This is a genomic window from Paenibacillus sp. 2RAB27 (assembly GCF_052115445.1).
In the GTDB taxonomy this organism is placed as follows: domain Bacteria; phylum Bacillota; class Bacilli; order Paenibacillales; family NBRC-103111; genus Paenibacillus_E.
Genome location: NZ_JBFRGR010000016.1, coordinates 76,902 through 99,707, shown reverse-complemented (window position 1 = coordinate 99,707; position 22,806 = coordinate 76,902). Strand labels below are relative to the sequence as shown.

Here is a 22,806-nt window from a genome sequence, read left to right as displayed (position 1 = left end):
TCCTTTGCCTACTAATCTTGATGAGTTGCAAAAACACATTCATGAATGGATACATCTTCATCGTGAGGAAAGTACAGAATTTCTTCAGAAGTTGGTAAGAATGCCCAGTACACAAGGAAATGAGCAGAGGGCTCAATTCCTCATCGCCGACAAATTGCTGGAACTATCGCTCGACGTTGATCTATGGGAACCAGATGGTGTGGCACTGGCGACACATCCGTATTTTTGTTCCCCAAGAAACCAGTTTATCGGGAGTCCGAATGTGGTTGGTGTTTTGAAAGGTGTCGGAGGAGGACGATCTCTCTTATTGAATGGTCATATGGATGTCGTCCCAGAAGGAAATCGAACACAATGGCAAGATGATCCATTTAGCGGCAATGTGGTCGACGGTAAGTTGTACGGTCGCGGGGCAACGGATATGAAAGGCGGGAACGTCTCTCTGCTTATGGCAATCGAGGCTGTTCAGCGTCTCGGAATAAAGTTGAAAGGCGATGTTATTTTCGAAAGTGTCATTGAAGAAGAAAGTGGAGGAGCTGGAACCTTAGCGGCCATTGTAAAAGGGTATAAAGCCGATGCAGCGCTCATTCCTGAGCCTACGAATATGCGCATTTTCCCAAAGCAGCAAGGCTCCATGTGGTTCCGTATTGAAGTGAAAGGACGCTCGGCTCATGGTGGAACACGGTATGAGGGTGTTAGCGCGATTGAGAAAAGCATCGCTGTCATTCAGCATATTCGGGAACTTGAAGTGGAACGAAATGCAAGGATCTCAGATCCGTTGTATGCCAATAACCCGATTCCGATCCCCATTAACATCGGCGTTATTCAGGGAGGCAATTGGCCATCGTCCGTTTCCGATACGGTCAAGTTGGAGGGGCGCATGGGTGTCGCACCAGCGGAGACGCTTGAGAGTGCCAAGGAGGAAATGCGTCAGTGGATGGCGAGGCTGAGCGAGAAAGATCCATGGTTCGCAGCTCATCCACCAACGGTGGAATGGTTCGGCGCGCAATGGGTGCCAGGCAGCGTCGATCCCAATCATGCTTTCATGCAGGTGCTTATGCAGCAATTCCGTGCGGTTAAACAGGAAGAACCTGTGATCGAAGCCTCACCATGGGGGACAGACGGTGGATTGCTTACCCAGGTTGGTGATACTCCTTGTATCGTTTTCGGGCCAGGGATCACGCAAGTTGCCCATTATCCGAACGAGCACATTGTGCTGGAACGTGTGTTCGAGGCTGCGGAGATTATCGCATTGACCATCATTCAGTGGTGTGGATTGGATGATTCGGAGGCATAGGGATGTTGCGTTCGATGGCGGTACCAAAAAAGCACCTCTGAAAGGTGCTTTTTTGTATATATGGATGCGTTCACCCGCTCCTAGCAGGTGTGGCTCGTGCACTCTGATACAATAAAAGGAAAACATACAGCTAATTTCAGCCCGATTCCGCCAAATCCGAGTTTAGCTGGAAAACCTCCAGTTATTTCAGCCAAGTTGAGGCATTTTGCGGAAATATCATTGAATTACCTGCAGGAAATCCAGTTATTTCCTTCTGGAGTATAATTTTCGCCAAATTAACTACAGGAAATCCAGTTATTCATTTGGTTGTACTGTAGAGCTACAGAAAATACAGTTATTCTATTGTCTGTTCTGTAGAGCTACTGTCTGTTCTGTAGAGCTACTGTCTGTTCTGTACAGCTACAGAATTCCAACTATTCACTAGGCGGCTCTGTTACACTCACTTTCTTCTCTTTCTGCTGAGCCTTCATCAATTTGTCCTTCATCTCATCCCGCATCGACCGTTTATCTTTCAGTGACAGGTGATCTGGTGTTTCCTGATACGTCTTCCTTCTACCAATTCGGCGCAAATTTTCTGGCACTAATGTGAATTTTTCATCTTTCATGAGGGCAATAATGCCGGTGCTTTCCGGCTGTTTTTGGATGCCATATATTTCATTGAAATATTCGTCTGCACGGCCTGGTATATAGTTTTTCGGCTCGGGGTAACCCACGATAACGCCTTCGTAATTGCGCAGAATCACCTTATCCTGACTTTGTGAGATGAGATAGTTGGGTTGGAGCGCTATTTTTCCACCGCCGCCAGGCGCATCGACAACGAAGGTAGGTACGGCATACCCCGAGGTATGACCGCGAAGGGATTCGATTATTTCAAGTCCCTTGGATACAGGAGCACGGAAATGACCGATACCCTCGGATAAATCACACTGATAAATGTAGTAGGGACGCACACGTATTTTTACCAGATCATGCATGAGCTTCTTCATGATATAGGTGCTATCGTTGATACCCGCGAGAATCACGGACTGATTGCCAAGCGGAACGCCAGCGTTTGCAAGCATTTCGCAGGCCTTTTTCGCTTCTTCCGTTATTTCCAAAGGATGATTAAAGTGTGTATTCAACCATACAGGGTGATATTTGCGGATAATATTGCATAGATGCTCGGTAATTCGCTGCGGGAAAACAACAGGAGCCCTAGTACCGATCCGGATGATTTCCACGTGGGGGATCGCCCGTAAATTTTTCAAAATATACTCCAGAATATTGTCGTTAATTAATAAACCATCCCCACCAGATAGCAGCACGTCTCGTACTTCCGGCGTATTTCGAATATAAGCAATCGCATCATCTAACTGCTTTTTCGGAACGCCCATACCTACCTGACCAGAGAAACGGCGGCGCGTGCAGTATCTGCAGTACATGGAGCACTGATTCGTTACCAAGAATAGCACTCTGTCAGGGTAGCGATGTGTTAATCCGGGAGTAGGGGAGTCTTCATCTTCGAAAAGAGGATCTTCAAGATCGTACTTGGTTTTCAATAACTCAGCAGAAATGGGAACAGATTGCATACGAATCGGGCATCGCGGGTCATCGGGATTCATCAAAGAGGCATAGTAAGGCGTAATATTTAAAGGAATGGTTTGCGTTGATATGCGAACGCCTTCTTCTTCCTCGGGAGTTAAATTCACGACCTTCTTCAGATCATCTAACGTTCGAATGGTATGTGTAAGCTGCCACAGCCAATCATTCCATTGCTCCTCTGTCACATGCTTCCATAACTCAACTTGTTTCCAGTCACGTCGTTCCATCATTGCACCTCCAGCATGGATGTCTTCTCACCAATAGTAAGATGCAAGAAGGATGCCAACTTTTCACTTTTCAATTAAAAAAAGAAAAAAGACCCCTCTCGGAGTCGTGCAAATCCTTAGAACTTATGGCTTTCTGACAATACCGTAACGGTTCAGCTTATACTGTAAAGCTTGACGCTTGATCCCAAGCGCTTGTGCGGTGAGCGTGATGTTATAGTGATGAAAAGCTAGCGCATCCGTGATCGTGTCTTTTTCCAGCTGCTTCACTTTGTCGGTTAATCTACCGGTCGAGAAATCTTCAATATGGTCACTCCTAGGACTGGATTGAAGCGATGTTGTGAGTGTATGTCCCAAGAGATACGCGGGTAGATGATGATCTTCAATCCTTTCACATTCCAGCTCCATCATATTATAGGTGGATTCGATCGCATGACTTAATTCACGTATATTGCCGGGCCAATGGTAGTTCACTAAGGTCGCCAAAGCGGATGGGGATACGCCATTTATTTTCATGCCGAATAGGTGATTGAATTTGTCAATAAAATGAGCAGTGAGAAGGGGAATATCGTCTTTTCTTTGTGAGAGAGGAGGCAGGTGCAAATTCACGACATTGAGCCGGTAATAAAGATCGCTTCTAAGGAAACCTTTGGCTAATGCTTCTTTCGGATCGATATTCATGGCGGTAATAATGCGAACGTCGACTTGTTGCTCATGCGTGCCACCGACGCGACGAACGATGCCGTCTTGTAGAACCCGTAATAACTTGGCCTGCAGAAATAAATCTAAACTATTTAATTCATCTAGAAAAAGCGTTCCACCGTTAGCTTGCTCGAATAATCCAGCTCGATCAATAGCGCCAGTAAACGCGCCTCTCGCGGTTCCGAACATGATCCCTTCCATCAGCTCGTTGGGAACAGCTGCACAATTCTGAGCAATAAACAGTCGGTTTCGACGGGCTCCTGCATTGTGAATGCTTTGGGCGAACAATTCCTTTCCCGTACCTGTGGGTCCTGATATCAGAACGGGTGAACTCGTGCGCGATGCCTTTTTGGCGAAGGCGATGGTTTGCATGAAGGTTTCACTTTTTCCAATTAAATCACTGAAATGGTACCGAGCAGCGCTCGCATTTTTTTTATCCTTGGATGGGGATTCATAGATTTGATGTCTGAGATCCAAAATCTGATCATGCAGATGAACGATACTCGTGATATCTTTGGCTACCTCTAACGCACCGATAATTTCACCATTTTCCACCAGTGGGTACGTACTATTAATGGTTGTGATCCTTTTCCCCGTAACATTCACGTACGTTTGAATTTTCTCGCGGATTTCAATCCTGGTTTGCAGTACTTTCATGAAAGTACTTGTTTCGTTCGTAAGCGAAGGGAAGAGTTCGAAGAAGTTTTTTCCTACAACCTGTTCCCTTTCCAAACCATCCGTCTCCGCCATCTTCTCATTATAAAAAATCGTGATTCCCTTGTTATCAATCAGGTGAACACCGACATCAATGATCGTCAGCATCTGCTCAAAATATTTCGATCCATAATCGTTCTGCTCGGACATTGGGTTCACCCGCCTCACGAAGAATGGTTCAGTGGTTCAATTAATAACCTATGATTGAAGGCATTGAAACATGACAGGGACATGATTTGCGGCTCATCTGCATAGAAATCGAGTGAAACGCGATAACAACGCTTGGATGATTCTACGACGACTATCATAAAAAGGTGGGTTTCCTGTGAACACACAAGTCTATCGGCCCCAGAATCCAGTACGATTTGTTACGGCGGCAGCTTTGTTTGATGGACATGATGCGACCATTCATATTATTCGAAGGATTTTGCAAGCATCGGGAGTTGAAGTGATCCATCTGGGTCATAACCGATCCGCCCGGGAAGTCGTCCATGCTGCTATCCAAGAAGATGTGCAAGCCATTGCAATAACCACCTATCAAGGGGGGCATATTGAATATTTGACCTACATGTTTGACCTTCTTCAGCAAAAAGGAGTCGGGCACATAAAGATATTCGCTGGCGGTGGCGGCGTCATCGTTCCTACCGAGATCCATCATTTACACCAATATGGTATTGCCAAAATCTTTTCGCCCGACGATGGACGCGAACTTGGATTACAAGGCATGATCAATCATATGATTCGAGAAGTCGATTCCCCTACGCCAAGGAAACTTCCAAATGACTTAGATGACCTGCACATTTCGAAAGAAAACCATTGGAGTTTGATAGCAAGTGCGATAACTGTAGCCGAAGAAGTCGCTGGAAGCGGACAGTGGGAGCAAGTAGTACCTATTTTAGCGAATAAACAAGCTTATCGGGCACCGGTACTTGGCATTACGGGAACAGGGGGAGCTGGGAAGAGTACGCTAACGGATGAGCTGGTTAGGCGATTTCTCGCCCAATATCCAGATAGAAGCATCGCAATTATTTCAATTGACCCTTCCAAAATGAAAACAGGCGGTGCACTCCTCGGGGATCGGATTCGTATGAATGCCATCAACAGCCCTAACGTATATATGCGCAGCTTAGCGACACGGGGGGCGAAGTCTGAACTGAGCCTTGCGACCAAGGAGGCCATACAAGTGGTTCAGGCTGCTGGCTATCAGTTGGTGATTGTGGAGACAAGTGGGATTGGACAAGGCGACTCTGCGATCGTAAAGCTGTGTGATGTGGCGATGTATGTGATGACGAGTGAATTTGGCGCAGCGACTCAGCTGGAGAAAATAGACATGATCGATTACGCCGATATGGTCGTCATCAATAAGTTTGATCGACGTGGTTCCGAGGATGCTTTACGTGATGTGCGTAAACAATTCCAAAGAAGTCATGGCTTATTTGATACACCAGTCCAGGAAATGCCGGTATTTGGCACGATGGCTAGTCAATTTAATGATGCTGGAACAAATGTTCTATTTCGTGAAACTATGAGGACTATTGCAATGAAAACAGGCGGAGATTGGCCAATTGAAGAGAAGAAGAATTTGCTGCCGGAAACGACCAAGAATGCGATCATTCCACCAAGCCGTATCGGTTATCTCGGCGACATTGTGCAAACGATCCGAAGGTATAAGCGATTTACTACAGAGCAGGTAGGGATCGCTCGCAAGCTGTATCAACTTCGGGGGACGAAAACGCTGATGCAATCCGAGCATCCTAATTTGTTTATCTCCAGGGAAGAAACAGATGTGATGATAGGCAAAATCGATGACATGATCGCACATTATCTGGCGAATCTACACCCAACATGTCTCAAGCTTCTTGAAGATTGGCCAGCAATTCGTGAAGCCTACGCACAAGATGAACTCGTCACTCGCGTTCGCGATCGTGAGATGAGATCTGCCCTGTATACGGAATCGCTCTCTGGGAGTAAGATACCCAAGATCAGTTTACCCAGATACGAAGATGATGGGGAGATCCTTCAATGGCTATTGAAAGAAAATTTGCCAGGCTACTTTCCTTACACCGCAGGTGTGTTTCATTTTAAGCGAACGAATGAAGAACCTAAGCGCCAATTTGCCGGAGAAGGAACACCAGAGCGTACCAACCGACGATTCCACTATTTATGTAAAAATGAGGAAGCGAAACGATTGTCGACTGCATTTGACAGCGTTACATTGTACGGCCACGATCCTGACTATCGACCTGATATTTATGGAAAAATAGGGAACAGTGGTGTCAATGTATGTACATTAACTGATATGAATAAACTCTATGCTGGATTCGATTTGTGCCATCCTTCTACAAGCGTTTCCATGACCATTAATGGACCTGCGCCAATGATCTTGGCCATGTTCATGAACACCGCGATCCAACAGCAAGTCGAGGAATTTATTCAGAACACTGGGAAGCAACCTACGGATGAAGAGTATGTTCAAATGAAAGCGTGGACTCTTCAAACTGTTCGGGGAACCGTGCAAGCGGATATTTTGAAGGAGGATCAAGGGCAGAATACTTGCATTTTCTCAACCGAATTTGCGTTGAAAATGATGGGTGACATGCAGCAATATTTCATTGATCATAAGGTACGAAACTATTATTCCGTTAGTATTAGCGGTTATCATATTGCGGAAGCGGGAGCCAATCCTATTACGCAGTTGGCTTTTACATTAGCAAACGGCTTCACGTTTCTGGAATATTATTTGAGTCGCGGTATGCATATTGACGATTTTGCGCCGAATTTATCTTATTTTTTCAGCAATGGACTCGATCCGGAGTATACCGTCATGGGTAGAGTTGCGCGTCGTATCTGGTCAACGATCATTCGAGATCAATATGGCGGCAATGAGCGCAGTCAGAAGTTAAAGTATCATATTCAAACATCAGGCCGCTCATTACATGCCCAGGAAATGGACTTCAATGATATCCGTACCAGCCTGCAGGCGCTCATGGCGATCTACGATAATTGCAATTCCTTGCACACGAACGCTTATGACGAAGCGATTACGACTCCGACAGAGAATTCCGTCCGCAGGGCGATGGCGATCCAATTGATTATCAATAAGGAATTGGGCTTGACGAAAAATGAGAATCCACTGCAAGGTGCCTTTATCGTCGATGATTTAACGGATCTTGTGGAAGAAGCTGTGTTAGCTGAATTCGAGCGAATTCATGAACGCGGCGGTGTGTTAGGGGCAATGGAAACACAATATCAACGCGGAAAGATCCAAGAAGAATCTCTTTTGTATGAACATAAAAAGCATGCTGGAGAGCTTCCGATTATCGGTGTGAATACGTTTATTAAACAGAGTGTTCCTCAGTCTGCCGTTGGCATCGAGCTGGCACGTTCGACCGTTGAGGAGAAGGAAGCTCAAATTGCTGGGCTTCAAGCTTTTCATGAACAGCACAAGTTCGTTTGTCCTGCGGCTCTTGAACGTTTAAAGCAGACAGCCCGCAATAATGGGAACCTTTTTGAAGAACTCATGGAAACGGTTAAAGTTGCATCGCTCGGGCAAATCACAAATGCCTTATATGAAGTTGGCGGACAGTATCGCAGAAATATGTAAATGGAAAAAATTAATAGATTTATATAGCTCATCCGTCCATTCCATGATATATATGTAAAGAGCCAAATATGTTGAATGGAGTGAGATGAATGAGAATCGCCACGCAATTGTATACAGTTCGTAACTTTCTGCAAACCCCACAGGACATTAGCGACAGCTTGAAGAAAGTAAAGCAAATGGGGTACAACTCCGTGCAAGCGTCAGGTGTTGGTCCAATTGGTATTCATGAGTTAAAAGCGCTTACGGATCAAGAAGGCTTGAGCATTTGTGCTACGCACATCGGGTATAACGATTTGTTAAACGATATGGATTCGGTCATTGAGAAACATTTGGCCTGGGATTGCAAATATGTTGGATTAGGTGGGCTACCGCCAGAATTCCGTGAAACGAGCCAAGGTTATGCAACCTTTGCCAAGCAAGCTTCCGATTTTGGCAGACAATTGAAAAGTGCTGGATTACAGTTCATTTATCATAATCATGATTTCGAATTTGCTAAATATGATGGAAAAACAGGTATGGAGATCTTATTTGACGAGTCTGATCCCGAAGCCGTGGATTTTGAGCTAGACGTGTATTGGGTGCAAGCTGGCGGAGCCGATCCCATCGAATGGATTCGCAAAGTGAACGGACGAATGAAAGTCGTCCATTTCAAGGATATGTGCATAACGCCAGATCGGAAACAGCGTTTCGCCGAAATCGGGGAAGGCAACATGAACTTTAAAGGCATTATTCAAGCCTGCGAGGATATTGGCGTGGAGTGGGCCGCTGTCGAGCAGGACGACTGCTACGGACGTAATCCGTTCGAAAGCTTGGAGATTAGCTTCGCTAATCTTGCTCGACTAGGATTAAAGGGATAAATTTGTTTGAGTGAATGAGGAGCTAGGCGCTTTGTGCGCTTGGCTCCTTTGTTTGTGCTGTGTTTTTGGGCGCGGGGGTGGGAGGAGGCACGCCGCCAAGGGCCCAGCAGCGGAGCTGTAAGTCGAAAAAATCGACTTACAGATCGCCGAAGGCCTGGCTGCGGAGCTGTAAGTCGAAAAAATCGACTTACAGACCGCCAAAGGCCGAGCTTCGCAACTGTAAGTCGAAAAAATCGACTTACAGACCGCCGAGGCACTGCCCACCACCAATTAGTCCGAAATAGCCGAATTAATCTTACCGTCCGCGACAATAAATCAAGATTAGTCCGACTTTGCACAACTAAATCGACCATATCAACGCTCGCGCACTGGAAATGGGGAATTAGTTCGGCATATTCGGACTATTGGTCATTTTTCCTCCATCTTTTTCATTTTAAGTCGGCAAAATCGAACTAAAGTCACTTTCGGCCAAATGCTAATGTGATCCGCAGTGATGTAATGAAGTAACTCATGTAGACTTGTTGCCCTAACGTTCTAACTGTTATCTCCGTGAGTATATTGTAGGGATAGTACAGGAGCCGTTAGGGAGGTCGATCATATTTGCCTGTATACTTCATGCTCATGCTGCTGCTCACAGGGGGTTGGACACACTCCGAACAACATGCAAATCCATTGGATTCCCTATGCTCAGCTTCACAAATAAACGCAGCCACAACGGTCAACATAGACACCAAATCGATTCATTACAAAAATAAAGCACTGTTTCTAACCTATCATCATCTCGATGATCAGGAGTCTTTCATCACCATTACACCAGCCAAGTTTAAGCAGCACTTGCAAGCTCTTAAAGATAAGCACTATAATGTGGTTTCCATCGAGGACTACGCTTGTTTCCATGCACATCGGACGCCATTACCACCGAACGCGGTGGTGATTACGTTTGATGATGGCTACCGATCATTTTATGATAAAGCCTATCCTCTGCTGAAGCAGATGGGATATACGGCGACGAATTTCCTTATCCTGAGCGATATAGACTCCGATAATCCATCTTTGCCTTTTCTGACCTGGAGTCAAATTATTGAAATGAGACGTGATGGCTATAGCTTTTACTCACATACCTATGATCTGCATCAGAAAAAACGGGATGAGTCTGGTAACCTAGTTCCTCCACTGTCGAATCGAATCTGGTTGCCTAAAGAGAAAAGATCGGAGACGGAAGAAGAGAGAAAGCAGCGCGTGAGAGAAGATTTGTTGGTAGGTGAGTTGTTTCTGAAGACAAAGCTTCACAATCAGTTCTCATTTCTCTGTTTCCCGTTAGGGGAATATAATCAGTCAGTAGTTGAGGAAGCGAAACTGCAAGGATTTTCTTTGTTTTTTACGACGAAAGAAGACATTAACACAGGGAACAGTGAGGAAATTTCACGCATAAGTGCAGGCATGCCCTATGTCTCTTCCGATATTTTACTTAAAAAGATGCAAGTGTACGATCAGAAATAGTCTGTAAATATGTCAGGTTTCATCACTCGTTTATTATCAAATAAACTTTTTGTTTAATCCTGTCGATAATTATGTTATATTATCTAACATATAAAAGTTTTCTAGGGTTCCGCGGCCTAACCGCCGGTCAGGTCCGAGAGAAAACACACAGCACGCTGTGTTCACGGAGGGATAAAAGCCCGGGAGGTTATCGATTCTGATACCTTTCGGGCTTTTATATTATCTTTGGATAAAGTGACTTATTGGAGGGGTTCAGATGACGATTAGAAGAAAGCTTTTGTTAGGATTTGGAATTATTGTTGGGTTATTTTTAATTTCGCTTTCCATTCTATATGCGTCACTTCGTCAGACGTCTTCCTCATTTGAACGATTTGCGCATGATGACGTGCATTTACTTAACCTGGCTAATCAAATACGATACGAAGATATCCGGTTAACGGATTCGGTTAGAGGGATCATTATTGATCCTGGAAACAAATCAGAAAGTGAAACTTATAACAATTATGCGGTACAAATCGATAATCACATCAAAGAAACGGTCAGTCTCCTACAGACAGAAGAAGAGAAACAAATCTTCCGTGATTTGGATGCAGGTAATGTGAAATTGGTTGAGTTGGAAACCAAAATGATGGAACTCGCAGCTAGCGACAAAGCCCAGACGTTACGAATTTTTGCAGGTGACTATGCGAAGCTTCGGATACACTTTGCTGAATTATTAAACCGATTTCAACACATGCAGGAGCAGCATATTGAGGAACGTTCCCTTCAAACGGCTACGCTCGTGAAGCAACGATCAGCAATTGCTCTGGTGGTGCTTGCATGTTCTATTTTAGCTGCGGTACTTATCGCATTAGGAGTAACCAGGCATATCCTTTCTCGGGTGCGCCAAGTGAAATCGAAGCTGGACGAGCTGTCTGGAAGCTCAGGTGATTTACGTGAACGAATTCAAATCCAAGGCAAGGTGAAATTGCTCAGTTAGCGCAATCTTTTAATAAGATGATGGATATGATTCAAGGACTCATTCATCAAGTCAAGGAATCAGCCGACAGAGTTAACCTAGCTACAAAGTATCTAGTCTCGTCTTCCGAACAAACATCGAAGATTACACGTGATATTGATCAGAAAGCCGTGGATATGGCGGAAGGGGCGAATTCGCAAGCCAAAGGGATCGAAGAGAGCTCGTTTGCCATGGGGGAAATTGCCTCAGACATCCAACGAGTAGCTGATCATATGTCGACGATGGCCATGCAATCGGAACAATCCGTTTTACTAGCAACGATGGGGAGTAATTCTATTGAATCTGCAGTAGCTGGTATGTATGCACTTACAGAATCGGTTCGGCACGCGAATCAAGCTGTAAAGAAAGTAAATGCGAAATCACAAGCCATCTATCAGGTGATTGCATGGATGCGAGAGGTGGCAGATCAGACGAATTTGTTGGCACTTAATGCTGCTATAGAAGCTGCCCATGCTGGAGAGTACGGTAGAGGCTTCGCTGTTGTAGCTGACGAGGTTAGAAAGCTTGCAAGTCAGAGCTCACAATCGGCTGAGCATATCACGCAGTTGATTGGGCAAATTCAAGCGGACTTAACGGAGGCAGATGTTGCAATGGATCAAGGAGGGGTAGAGGTTGGTGTGGGTCTAGCCAGCATGGAGCATGCGGGTGACATGTTTGTGAAAATTCGAAATGATATCCAGCTCATCTTTCAAAATACACTGGAAGTGTCCGGCGTGTCGCAACAGATGGCCGCGGGCTCAGAGCAAATCTATGCATCATTCAGCGAAGCAGCTGATATTAGTAAGCACACCGGGAGAGACACGAAATTTGTGTCTGATATGGTGCAAAAACAATTAGAAACAGTAGAAATCGCAACAGAACATGCAGCAACACTATCCCAGGTTGCGAATGAATTGCATACACAGATTCAACGTTTTCATATTTAAATAAAGAATACGAGCTAACGCTTATTGCGTTTGCTCGTTTTTTATACCCGATTGTAAAGCAAGATTGTTCCAAGCAGGAGTCACGTCTTTTTCTGTTGAATACAAGGAAGTATCGGATACGTGCTTAATTTCAAATTATGGAGTGTGATTGCGATGCTAATAGCACTAAATGAATTGCAATTTTATAAAAACTTTGATGAACTTGCTCAAGATATTCTAGAGATGGCAAAAGAAACGATGCCTGACCGTTTAATTTATTTGACTAATTTTACAAAGAAACAGCAAATCATATTAAAACTTTCCGAATCTAACGAAAATATCGGTATTCATGAGGGTATGGTTATTGAGATTAACGAGACGGTTTGTAACCGTATTGATTTTGAAAACAATGCACCTTTAGTATTCGAAGATATGAGTAAAGAAGCGAACTTAGATGATTTAAGACAAGCGCTTGTTGGGGCTAATATAAATTCCTATTTAGGGATTCCTATTCTACTGTCGAATGGAGATGCATTTGGGACTTTGTGTGCGGTTCATACAAATGCCAAAAAAATCAACAAGAAGAGCATAATCATGCTCCAAAGAATAGCTAAGCTATTCTCCTATTACTTAGATTTGGAACGACTTGCTTATAGGGATTCTTTGACGGGACTCTACAATCGCCAGTTTCTTTATAAATATTTCGAAGAAAGCTCCACCACTGGAGGCGCTCTGTTGTTTCTAGATTTGGATGGTTTTAAGAAGATAAATGACTTGTATGGTCATGAAACTGGAGATTTAGTGTTGAGGGAAGTCGCATTAAGACTTGAGAATTTCGTACAGCTGCATCATGGTTTTGCGGTTAGATTAGGGGGAGATGAATTCATTATTAATTTGATTGGTCTCACTAGCCGCGAAGAAACTAGTAAACTAGCTGATTATTTACTTACACGTTTATCATGTTGGGATACCCAGTTAGAAGCATTCAATTTATCAGTTAGCATTGGCATTGTGTTATATCCGTCAAATGCAAACAGCATGTTAAAAATTTTACTTAAAAATGCGGATAATGCCTTATATCGGGCTAAAGCAAACGAAAAGAACGGATACCAATTTTTCTAAAAGGGTAGGTCACACTTTTCTGTGTCTTTTTCCATAAATATGTGTAATTACTACTATTTCACGCAGTGTAAGATATATGCTATAATTCACGGAGTCATAATACCGACTTACAACCACCGTTGGTTGTAGGTCTTTTTTTCAGGAATGTGCTAGATATCGCAAAACAACTTAGGCGTATGCGGAAATTATCAAACAATTGTGATATTGAAAGTAGGTTCATTTATGAATTTTATTCTAATGGCTGCTATGTCTTTGGTACCCTTGTTTTTAGGTATGTCGTGCAAAATGCTGTTTAAAACGAAACTAACCAACGCCATGGTACTTTTCATGTTCTTCATGAGTATATGGCAATTAGATGTCAGTGTGTTATATAGCATTGACGTGATTAAAATCGATACGATCTTATTTCTGTTTCAACTCTTGCGAATTGGGTCGATCATGCTGCCTCCTGCATTTTTGTATGTTGGTTATATCTCTTTAAAACATCTATCCAAAGATGAAGCGAAATGGATGAATCTAATCATAAATAAGTATACCCTTACCGCATATGGGTTGTGGTCTGTATTTATTTATATCATCAATTGGACAGATCTAGGTGTACTAGGTTTAAAATCGATCCAAGGTATCGGGAACCAGATTACTGTCTTATACCCGATCTATGGTGAATGGGGAAGCTTATTTGTTAACCACATTAAATTGTTAGTCGTAAGTATTCTTTTAACATTAGTCGCAAGTAGAAAAGTAACGGATAAATATGTGAGAAATTTCCTAACTTTATTTAGTCTTACTTTCCTATTAACGTATATGATCGGCGTATTGAATTTACAAGCAGGCACTTTCATATATTCAAGCCAAATTGCGGTCATGATGTTTTCTATCATTATCTTCTTTATTTTTGTACATATGAGTACAAGAATGATAAGAGACACCTCGCAAATTTTGAAAAGGAAAGAGAAAGAAGAACAAATTGAAATATCGACTTCGGGACTCATTCATGAAATTAATAATCCGCTTACGGTTGTGAAAGGATATTCCGACCTCTTGTCACGAAATGAGCAGTTGGATGGCAGTGCCAAAGGGATGGTAAGTCATATTGGGATTGCTGGCGACCATATGAACAGCATTCTTACGAATTATAATCATTTTATTAAAAGTGGCAAAATCGAAACGGAAGAAGCTGACATTCTGGATGTCCTTAAAGAATCCATTGCCTTGACTTCCATACAAACGAAAGAAAAGAATGTAAGCATCGAATGCAATCAACATAAAAGTATCATCGTTTCGATAGATCGAGATAAAGTCAGACAAGTCTTCATCAATTTAATCAATAATAGTATTGATGCGATGGAGAAGTCAGCTCGTAAAGTTCTCAAGATTGACTACTATACGAAGAACAATGAGGTTCATATTCTATTAACTGATACTGGCTCTGGTATTCATCCAGATGAATGGGAGCACATTTTCACACCTTTTCATACAACTAAGAAAACAGGTATGGGACTAGGCTTGTCGATTTCGCAACGCATCATCAACTCCCATGGCGGTTATATTGAAATCGTAAATAGTTCGGAAGAAGGTACGGAACTGAAGGTGATCATGCCACTCTGGTCCGAATAACATTGAAATACAACGTAATTCATAACCAAAAAGCTTAGTCTACGGGACATTTGACATTCCCTCACAGACTAAGCTTTTTATTATTGACTAACAGCGATTCGTTCTTCCCTCGAGTCTTCCTGCATAAGAGGTTTGCTCTTCGATCTATATACGCCAAGCATTAAACCTGTTCCTAGTGCCGTGCACTCGAGTGGATGTTCAGCGATATGAACGGCAACTCCAGTATCAGCACGAATACGTTCATCAATTCCTTCCAGCAACGCGCCGCCACCACAGAGCAATATGCCTTGTTCCATAACATCGCCTGCCAGTTCTGGCGGACAAAGCTCTAACGTTGCTCGAATTGCTTCGATCAAGGCATCCAAGAACTCATTAACTACCGTGAATATTTCACTTGAAACCAATCGAATAGATCGGGGTAAACCAAGTACCAAATCACGTCCACGGATCTCTATCGAGCGTTCCTCCGTTGAAAGGATAGCAGTTCCGATTTGCATTTTAATTTGCTCTGCGGTGCGTTCACCGATTTCCATGTTATATTGACGTTTCACATAATCCATAATATCGCGATCGATCGAAAGGCCACCTCGGTTGATCGTATGACTTGCGACGATACCACCAAGTGACAATACGGCTACCTGACAAGTCCCCCCACCAATATCGAGAACTAAGTGACCAATGGGTTCGTCGAGCATAAGTCCAGCTCCAAGTGCCGCTGCAATGGGTTCCTCGATAGCAATTGCTTTTTTGGCACCACGATGAACGATGGTTTCCTCAATCGCTCGTTTTTGGACATTCGTAATACCGCACGGCACTGTAATGTAAATTTGCGAACTACGAAGAAATGAGGGTCTTCCTTGAATTTTTTTTATAAAATGGTTCAGCATCGAGCTGGTCTTGTCAAAATTTGCAATGACACCATGTATTAAAGGATACGTGATATCCACATGCGCGGGGGCTCGTCCAATCATCGCTTGCGCTTCTGATCCTGCAGCTAATAATTCACCTGTATGTTGATCAAATGCGACGACGGAAGGTTCATTTAGCACAATACCTTTACCTTTTTCAAAAATAACTGTGTTGGACGTACCTAAATCAATCCCAAATAACTTATCGAACTGTTTGAACATTACTTGTTTCCTCCTTTGAATTGTAATCAGGCATAGTGGGGAGGTGGCATTCACGTCTGTATAGTATTCTTGTTCATTTGCAGTTTTAAGGGGGCTGATGACAAAGGAAATATTTATAAGACGACGAATTGTTAACTAATCCAACTAGAAGGAAATCTTCCAAACGAAGGTGATTGTATGAAAACAACGATATATATGGTTCGACATGGCCTTGCTCCGTTTTCGCTAGAACATGAATTACAAGGTGGAGCTAGTCTCTCGGATAAAGGGAAATCAGACGCAAAAAGAGTCGCTGAGTTGTTAAAAAATGAAGACATTGATGTTATTGTATCGAGTGCGTACCATCGAGCGAAAGAAACAGTGTCTCCGCTTGCTGAAATCCTAGAGAAAGAGATTATGCTCTACAATGAACTCATTGAAAGACCCATTGCGAGCTTGAATTATCCAGTCGCTGAAGAGGAGCTTATCAATGGAATTGAACGATCCTTTACCGATATGGATTATTGCATGCCGGAAGGCGAGACAACACGACAAGCACAGGAGAGAGCGATTCCCGTCATCTTGCAATTGCTATCAGAGAATGAAGGTAAGAAATTGGTCATCGGCACTCATGGAAATATCATGACAATTATATTGAACTATTTTGACGACAAGTATGGATTTCAATTTTGGAAGCAAACAAGTAAACCTGATATTTATAAGCTCGAGTTTGAAGAAAATAAATTGCACCATGTTGAGCGGTTATGGTCAGATAGTGAATTTAATGGATGAAGGGGAATTAGAGAGAAATGGAGATCCAGAGGATAAAGGAGCGTCGGATACAATTGATTCGTGAAGCAGAAAAAACAGATCGAGATCAATTATTCGGACTCTATCGAATGTTAGTTCCTACTAGCAAGAAAATGAAAGTGTTTGAAGAACAAATCGAAAAAATCAGAATGGATCCTACAAATTTTTTATTCGTTTATGAGGAAGAAGGAGAACTTTTAGGAACACTCACATTAAACATTTGTCTTCAAGCCCTACATGGCTTAAGACCCTATGGCTTGGTTGAAAATATAATTGTTCATGAAAATCATCGTGGTAAGCATATTGGCAGTGCACTTTTACAACATGTTGAAGCGTACTGTGTATCCATAGATTGCCATAAAATAATGCTACTTAGTAACGCTAAGCGTGAGAGAGCTCACATATTTTTCGAAAGGGAAGGTTATAACGGATCAGTTAGCAAAGGATTCAAAAAATATTTATAAACTAATAAGTAATAAAAAAGATTTTGTTCCGAAAAGGAAAGGGGGATGCCTGTGGTACAAGAAGTTGTCATCGAAGCTTATAATCTGGATTGGATCCGAGAATTCGAAAATGAAAAAAAGAAGATATCTCAAGTTTTACCGAGCAATGCCATTCAAATCGAGCATATCGGAAGCACCTCGATCATGGGGATGCCTTCCAAGCCAATTCTAGATATCGCAGTAGGTGTGAAGAATCTCGACGATGCTGACATGTTTATTGAACCATTAAGTACACTTGGCTATGAATATGTTCCTAAAATGGATTTTCCCAATCGTAGGTTTTTTCGGAAGGGAGAGCGGAAGAAGGGTACACATCACCTTCATGTTTATGAACAAAGCAGTGACGAATGGAACAATAACCTCCTCTTCCGTAATTATCTAAGAAGCCATCCAAAGCAAGCAGAAGCGTATGCCGAGCTTAAAAAGCACCTTGCTTCCATATATGTTGAAGATAGAGCTACGTATACGCAAATGAAAGCACCTTTCATTCAATCGATTATTGAATTAGCCCAAAGGAGTTGATTTCATATGCCTGTTTATAATGCCGCTTGTGATGTAAATAATCCACAAAAAGGCCAACTGTTGGCCGATATAAGACAGTGGTCATGGGATGATGTTCCGGACATTTGAAGGAACCTGGACGCTGAGCCTTCATCAACCTTTTCAAATGCCCAAATCAAGATGTAAATTGTTCGAATTGGTAGATACTGGAGATAGCTTCCAAGTGGTTCGCCAATTAGATTAATACAAAGGAGATAGCGTTATGATGAAACTACGCTGTGCAATATTAGATGATTACCAGCAAGTAGCGTTGACATCTGCGGATTGGTCGCAGATTTTGGATAAGGTGGAGGTCAAGCGGATCGATCGGCATATCGACCAAATCGACGAGTTGGTTGAACTGATCGCAGACTGCGAGATTATCGTCATTATGCGTGAAAGGACGCCATTCCGCGCGTCATTACTTGCAAAGCTTCCTAAACTGAAGTTGCTCATCACGACTGGGATGCGCAATGCTTCTGTCGATATGGCCGCGGCTGCGTCGCAAGGCATTGTGGTATGCGGCACGGGAGGAGCAGGTAATGCAACAGCCGAACTCACGTGGGCGCTGTTATTAGGCCTTGCTCGTAACATTGTCACGGAACACAATGCGGTTCGCAATGGTCAATGGCAAAGCACGGTTGGCTCGGACTTGTACGGCAAGACGCTTGGTGTCATTGGACTTGGTAACCTAGGTACGAAGATTGCCAAATTTGGCCACGCATTTGGCATGGATGTGATGGCATGGAGTCAGAATTTAACGAAAGAGCGGGCCGACGAGGTCGGTGTGCGACTTGCAGCTACTAAAGAGGAGCTGATGGCGAACAGTGATTTTGTGTCGATTCATCTTGTTCTAAGTGACCGGACAAGAGGGTTGATTCAAGCGGAAGATCTTAAGCGAATGAGGTCTTCGGCCTATTTGATCAACACGTCACGAGCTCCGATCGTAGATCAAGCTGCACTTGCAGAAGCCTTGCAAGACGGATGGATCGCTGGAGCGGCTGTTGATGTGTTCGAAGTGGAACCTTTGCCTAAGGACGATATCTATCGGACACTTCCGAATCTACTCACGACACCGCACATTGGCTATGTAGCGAAAGCGAATTATGAAGCCTTTTACAAACAAGTGGTTGAAGATATTGAAGCCTATTTATCCGGAGTACCGGTTAGAAGATTGAATTAATTAATCACATTAACTATCGTGGGCAGAGGAATAGATAGACTCGATAACTATCGAAACTAGGTGGTGTGCAAGTGAAAATACGTGAGGGATTACGCCATGTATGCTTCAGTATTTGGGTTGTCCAGCTTTATCTGGTTCGGCTGGGCGCAAGAAAATCCGAGGTCTAGCTGGCGATTATATCTTGGTCTTGCCTCTGGGATTGCTCTTGATATTAGGCGCAGCGTCCGAAGAAAAGCTGCAATCATACGGTGCAGGTGATGCTATGCTTGACGAAGATTCTCGTCTTATGGATGAGGCGCTTGCAGCCATTTATGATGATACGGGCGGCTCATCGGAGAGGATTCCGCCCAGAGCGGCCATTCACGTAAAGCAGCCGGACAAGGGCCATCGTCCCCCAAGCTAGCCAAGTGGCTTGGCGATATCCGTACTTTTTTCCCTCCAGATGTCGTTTCTGTCATCCAATCCGATGCAATTGAGCGCAAGGGCTTGAAACAGTTGCTCTTTGAGCCAGAACTGCTATCTCAAGTTAAGCCTGACATTCAGATGGTGGCGACATTAATGGCGCTCAAAGGGAAAATACCAGAGAAAACGAAAGTTACCGTGAGGCAACTCGTCAAAGCGGTTGTCAATGAAATCGTGAAACGACTATCACAGGATTTACGACGTGCAGTTACTGGCGCACTCAACCGCAGGCAGCATTCACCATTGCCGGAGGTTGTGGATTTAAGCGAACAATGTGCAACGGATCCCGTTGACATGTTGTTTGGGATTCAGCTTGGCGGGGGGATGGATATTAACAAATCCCTCGCGTATTGCTCTTCTTTTATCGCGGAGCCGAAGAAAACGTTGTTTATCTTGGTCTCGGATCTCTATGAAGGCGGCAATCGAACAGAGATGATACAACGATTGATCGACATGCACCAATCTGGTGTGAAAACAATTTGTTTACTTGCTTTAACTGATCAAGGCGTGCCTTCATACGATGATGTTGTTGCGAAAAAGCTAGCTCAGCAGGGCATCCCATGTTTTGGCTGTTCACCAGATAAGCTGCCTGAGTTAATTGAAGGCGCGTTGAAAGGGCAAGACCTCTCGGTACTTGCTGAGCGTGTGAAGCAGGGGCAGAAGTAGCGCGGTGAAGCTCGGTTGGACGCTCAGGAAACGAACGCGAGATCTCGCTAATCAGATGCGTTGGTGGAGTTTGTAGATTCGGTGATCTTCGCAATGGAGACATCTGCTTTAACTGGAAAATATACAGCTATTTCCGATGGATTTCCTCGGGAAATTGAATTAACTGTAAAACATGTAGGTAAAACTACCGTTTTTGTTCAAATCGGATATAATGGCCAAAATTAACTACGGGTTTTCCATCTATTATGAGATTTTCTAGAAAATCCCACTAATTAACTGTAGAAATTCCATCTATTAAAAAAATGCACAGGAGAATTGCGAAACTCCTACCTATAGCATGCGAAAATACCCGACCGAGCACCAGCTCAGTCGGGTATTTCTATTTCTGTTTCACTTCAGCTGCACCCTCATAGAGGCCCTATACTGGGTCGGTGAAATCTCTACATGTTTTAGGAAATTACGACTAAAGCTAGCGAACGATTCGTAGCCGACTTCAAACGCGATATCAGTTACCTTCATTTCGGTTGTAGCTAACAAACTACAAGCGTGTCGAATCCGCGTTTCCTGAAGCAGTGTTACGAAGGTAACGCCAAGATGTTGAGATAAGATTTGCGTCACCCTAGAAGGATGACAATGGAAATGAGCGCCGATCAACTCCAACGTGAGCGGGTCACGATAGTGCGTATGAATATAGCGAAGTATGGCCCATGGTAAGGCGGTTTTGGACGACAATTCGGATACATTCGGCTGTACGTCTGAGCTGCTAGGATGGTGCCTGTAAAGAAATGCAAGTATACGTTGGAGCTCTCCTTTCAAGAGAAGAGGCTGCCAGATATCAGCGGATTGCTCATATTCACAAAGCATACCTTGCAGTTTCTGTCTCAGGAGCTCACTTTGTTCAGCACTCAAGTCATAGTGAGTTAAGAATGGATTGTTATCTGAGAGAAGTAAGCGCTCCGCTGGATCCCCAAGTAGCTCCAATCCAAACATACAGTTGAACAGAATGAGTGGACTGCCAGGATTCGCATTGATTTCATGCACTTGATAAGGAAGCAGTAGGGTAAAGGTTCCAGGTTGCATAGGATGTACTTGCCCGTTAACGGTTTCGTAACCGTAGCCCTCAACAACCAAAGAGAATTCCAAGAAATCATGACGATGGCTGGGAAAATGCTGATCAACCCGATTAATGGATAAATGAAAGGGGAATGCCCCAATATTGGGATAATCCGATAATTGCTTATTGATGGGAAATGTCATGAGAATCACTGCCTATTCAAGAAATGAGAGGTTTGTTCAAGGATTGATAGGTATAGTAAGCACACTTATTGTAACCTATTAATAGATAAGAATGAAGGAGGAACTCTCATGACCTTAACCATTGGTTCATTAACATCCAGTTCTGTTATTACAAGACATCCTGCTAACCCGATCCTCACGGCAGATTCCGTGCCCTATCCTACAGCGCTTACATTTAATGCTGGCGTTACCAAGTTCCAAGGTCAATATATCATGGTGTTCCGAAATGACCACGGCTCTGTCAAGGATCAAACGCTAGAGCCTTCGCATACAACCGATCTTGGTCTTGCCTACAGCAAAGACGGCATTCATTGGAATGTACAATCGAAACCATGTTGGAAGCTGTATGACGAAGAAATCACACGCGTCTATGACCCTCGACTTACCGTGATGGACGGACGTGTTTACATGTGTTTCGCGGTAGATACACGCCATGGTGTTAGAGGCGGGATTGCGGTAACGGATGACTTTGATAAGTTTGAAATTTTGTCAATGTCAGCACCAGACAACCGGAATATGGTTCTTTTTCCTGAGAAAATTAATGGGAATTATGTCCGTTTGGAACGCCCTTTCCCGGTTTACAGCCGAGGGAAAGATCAATTTGATATTTGGCTTTCGCATTCGCCTGATCTCAAATATTGGGGAGAAACGAATCTCGTTCTAGGTGTAGAGCATGTGCCTTACGCGAATGATAAAATTGGACCTGCCGCACCTCCAATTCGTACGTCCAAGGGATGGTTAACGACCATCCATGCCGTTGATATCGATTCAAACCGTGGTAAAAATGGCTGGGAAGCATCGTGGAAAAAGCGCTATACAGCGGGTATTATGCTGCTTGATTTGGAAAATCCGAGTAAGGTTATCGGACTTTATAAGGAGCCATTATTAGCACCGGAAGTTAGTTATGAAACAGATGGGGGCTTCCGTAATGATGTCATTTTCCCAGGTGGCATGATTCTTGAAGATGATGGTGAAGTGAAGATCTACTATGGCGCCGCTGATACAGTTGAATGTTTGGCGACAGCTCATGTGGATGATTTGGTGAAGTTATGTTTGGAAGGAAATAAATAGCGCCTGTTGACATTTGATGATGAAGATG

Annotated in this window: 17 protein-coding genes, 1 pseudogene and 1 riboswitch; of the genes and pseudogenes, 14 read left to right on the top strand and 4 right to left on the bottom strand. The window is 43.6% G+C overall.

What is annotated here, in order from left to right; all coding sequences use genetic code 11:
- The first annotated feature begins 4 nt into the window (after window positions 1-4).
- Window positions 5-1,294: a peptidase gene (locus AB4114_RS21200; protein WP_441990230.1), complete on the top strand. Its 1,290-nt coding sequence runs from the start codon at window positions 5-7 to the stop codon at window positions 1,292-1,294.
- A gap of 413 nt (window positions 1,295-1,707) precedes the next feature.
- Here AB4114_RS21200 and ablA read toward each other — a convergent pair whose 3' ends face one another.
- A complete protein-coding gene (gene ablA / locus AB4114_RS21195; protein WP_441990229.1) occupies window positions 1,708-3,105 on the bottom strand; it encodes a lysine 2,3-aminomutase in 1,398 nt (465 codons plus the stop codon).
- Between the two features lie 120 nt (window positions 3,106-3,225).
- On the bottom strand, window positions 3,226-4,665 hold the full coding sequence (locus AB4114_RS21190) for a sigma-54 interaction domain-containing protein (RefSeq protein ID WP_441990228.1): 1,440 nt from the start codon (window positions 4,663-4,665) through the stop codon (window positions 3,226-3,228).
- Window positions 4,666-4,840: 175 nt separating this feature from the next.
- Between AB4114_RS21190 and icmF the strand changes: the two genes are divergently transcribed.
- The 7 genes from icmF (at window position 4,841) to AB4114_RS21155 (ending at window position 15,138) form a co-directional block, all read left to right on the top strand.
- Window positions 4,841-8,119: a fused isobutyryl-CoA mutase/GTPase IcmF gene (gene icmF, locus AB4114_RS21185; protein ID WP_441990227.1), complete on the top strand. Its 3,279-nt coding sequence runs from the start codon at window positions 4,841-4,843 to the stop codon at window positions 8,117-8,119.
- Window positions 8,120-8,208: 89 nt separating this feature from the next.
- The gene (locus AB4114_RS21180) at window positions 8,209-8,976 is read left to right on the top strand and encodes a sugar phosphate isomerase/epimerase family protein (RefSeq protein ID WP_441990226.1); all 768 of its coding nucleotides are present in this window, start codon (window positions 8,209-8,211) and stop codon (window positions 8,974-8,976) included.
- A 600-nt stretch (window positions 8,977-9,576) separates the two neighbouring features.
- Window positions 9,577-10,476, top strand: a complete 900-nt coding sequence (locus tag AB4114_RS21175; RefSeq protein ID WP_441990225.1) for a polysaccharide deacetylase family protein — start codon at window positions 9,577-9,579, stop codon at window positions 10,474-10,476.
- A 90-nt stretch (window positions 10,477-10,566) separates the two neighbouring features.
- Window positions 10,567-10,664: riboswitch (guanidine-I (ykkC/yxkD leader) on the top strand.
- 68 nt (window positions 10,665-10,732) lie between these two features.
- Window positions 10,733-11,455 (top strand): MCP four helix bundle domain-containing protein, encoded by a 723-nt coding sequence (locus AB4114_RS21170; RefSeq protein WP_441990224.1) that lies wholly within the window; start codon window positions 10,733-10,735, stop codon window positions 11,453-11,455.
- Window positions 11,456-11,481: 26 nt separating this feature from the next.
- On the top strand, window positions 11,482-12,420 hold the full coding sequence (locus AB4114_RS21165; RefSeq protein ID WP_441990223.1) for a methyl-accepting chemotaxis protein: 939 nt from the start codon (window positions 11,482-11,484) through the stop codon (window positions 12,418-12,420).
- 120 nt (window positions 12,421-12,540) lie between these two features.
- A complete protein-coding gene (locus tag AB4114_RS21160; protein WP_441990222.1) occupies window positions 12,541-13,521 on the top strand; it encodes a diguanylate cyclase domain-containing protein in 981 nt (326 codons plus the stop codon).
- A 222-nt stretch (window positions 13,522-13,743) separates the two neighbouring features.
- Window positions 13,744-15,138 (top strand): sensor histidine kinase, encoded by a 1,395-nt coding sequence (locus AB4114_RS21155; RefSeq protein WP_441990221.1) that lies wholly within the window; start codon window positions 13,744-13,746, stop codon window positions 15,136-15,138.
- 80 nt (window positions 15,139-15,218) lie between these two features.
- On the opposite strand, the gene AB4114_RS21150 is transcribed toward AB4114_RS21155, so the two are convergent.
- Entirely contained in the window at window positions 15,219-16,268 is a 1,050-nt protein-coding gene (locus tag AB4114_RS21150) for a rod shape-determining protein (protein WP_441990220.1), read from the bottom strand.
- Between the two features lie 177 nt (window positions 16,269-16,445).
- Between AB4114_RS21150 and AB4114_RS21145 the strand changes: the two genes are divergently transcribed.
- From AB4114_RS21145 to AB4114_RS21125, 5 genes and pseudogenes are all read left to right on the top strand, one after another.
- Window positions 16,446-17,039: a histidine phosphatase family protein gene (locus tag AB4114_RS21145; RefSeq protein ID WP_441990219.1), complete on the top strand. Its 594-nt coding sequence runs from the start codon at window positions 16,446-16,448 to the stop codon at window positions 17,037-17,039.
- 53 nt (window positions 17,040-17,092) lie between these two features.
- The gene (locus AB4114_RS21140) at window positions 17,093-17,521 is read left to right on the top strand and encodes a GNAT family N-acetyltransferase (RefSeq protein WP_441990218.1); all 429 of its coding nucleotides are present in this window, start codon (window positions 17,093-17,095) and stop codon (window positions 17,519-17,521) included.
- Window positions 17,522-17,572: 51 nt separating this feature from the next.
- A complete protein-coding gene (locus AB4114_RS21135; protein WP_441990217.1) occupies window positions 17,573-18,082 on the top strand; it encodes a GrpB family protein in 510 nt (169 codons plus the stop codon).
- Window positions 18,083-18,323: 241 nt separating this feature from the next.
- Window positions 18,324-19,283, top strand: coding sequence for a D-2-hydroxyacid dehydrogenase family protein (locus AB4114_RS21130; protein WP_441990216.1), 960 nt, complete (start codon window positions 18,324-18,326; stop codon window positions 19,281-19,283).
- A 178-nt stretch (window positions 19,284-19,461) separates the two neighbouring features.
- Window positions 19,462-20,411 (top strand): annotated as a pseudogene (locus AB4114_RS21125) (VWA domain-containing protein).
- Window positions 20,412-20,801: 390 nt separating this feature from the next.
- Here AB4114_RS21125 and AB4114_RS21120 read toward each other — a convergent pair.
- On the bottom strand, window positions 20,802-21,668 hold the full coding sequence (locus tag AB4114_RS21120; protein WP_441990215.1) for an AraC family transcriptional regulator: 867 nt from the start codon (window positions 21,666-21,668) through the stop codon (window positions 20,802-20,804).
- 108 nt (window positions 21,669-21,776) lie between these two features.
- Here AB4114_RS21120 and AB4114_RS21115 point away from each other — a divergent pair, with 108 nt between their 5' ends.
- Complete coding sequence (locus tag AB4114_RS21115; protein WP_441990214.1) at window positions 21,777-22,778, top strand: glycoside hydrolase family 130 protein; 1,002 nt, start codon at window positions 21,777-21,779, stop codon at window positions 22,776-22,778.
- The last annotated feature ends 28 nt before the right edge of the window (window positions 22,779-22,806 follow it).

Excerpts from the sequence above, each read along its gene's own strand:
- ablA (WP_441990229.1), bottom strand. The coding sequence starts at position 3,105 with ATGATGGAACGACGTGACTGGAAACAAGTTGAGTTATGGAAGCATGTG.
- AB4114_RS21190 (WP_441990228.1), bottom strand. The coding sequence starts at position 4,665 with ATGTCCGAGCAGAACGATTATGGATCGAAATATTTTGAGCAGATGCTG.
- AB4114_RS21180 (WP_441990226.1), top strand. The coding sequence starts at position 8,209 with ATGAGAATCGCCACGCAATTGTATACAGTTCGTAACTTTCTGCAAACC.
- AB4114_RS21170 (WP_441990224.1), top strand. The coding sequence starts at position 10,733 with ATGACGATTAGAAGAAAGCTTTTGTTAGGATTTGGAATTATTGTTGGG.
- AB4114_RS21165 (WP_441990223.1), top strand. The coding sequence starts at position 11,482 with ATGATTCAAGGACTCATTCATCAAGTCAAGGAATCAGCCGACAGAGTT.
- AB4114_RS21155 (WP_441990221.1), top strand. The coding sequence starts at position 13,744 with ATGAATTTTATTCTAATGGCTGCTATGTCTTTGGTACCCTTGTTTTTA.
- AB4114_RS21150 (WP_441990220.1), bottom strand. The coding sequence starts at position 16,268 with ATGTTCAAACAGTTCGATAAGTTATTTGGGATTGATTTAGGTACGTCC.
- AB4114_RS21145 (WP_441990219.1), top strand. The coding sequence starts at position 16,446 with ATGAAAACAACGATATATATGGTTCGACATGGCCTTGCTCCGTTTTCG.
- AB4114_RS21130 (WP_441990216.1), top strand. The coding sequence starts at position 18,324 with ATGATGAAACTACGCTGTGCAATATTAGATGATTACCAGCAAGTAGCG.
- AB4114_RS21120 (WP_441990215.1), bottom strand. The coding sequence starts at position 21,668 with ATGACATTTCCCATCAATAAGCAATTATCGGATTATCCCAATATTGGG.
- AB4114_RS21115 (WP_441990214.1), top strand. The coding sequence starts at position 21,777 with ATGACCTTAACCATTGGTTCATTAACATCCAGTTCTGTTATTACAAGA.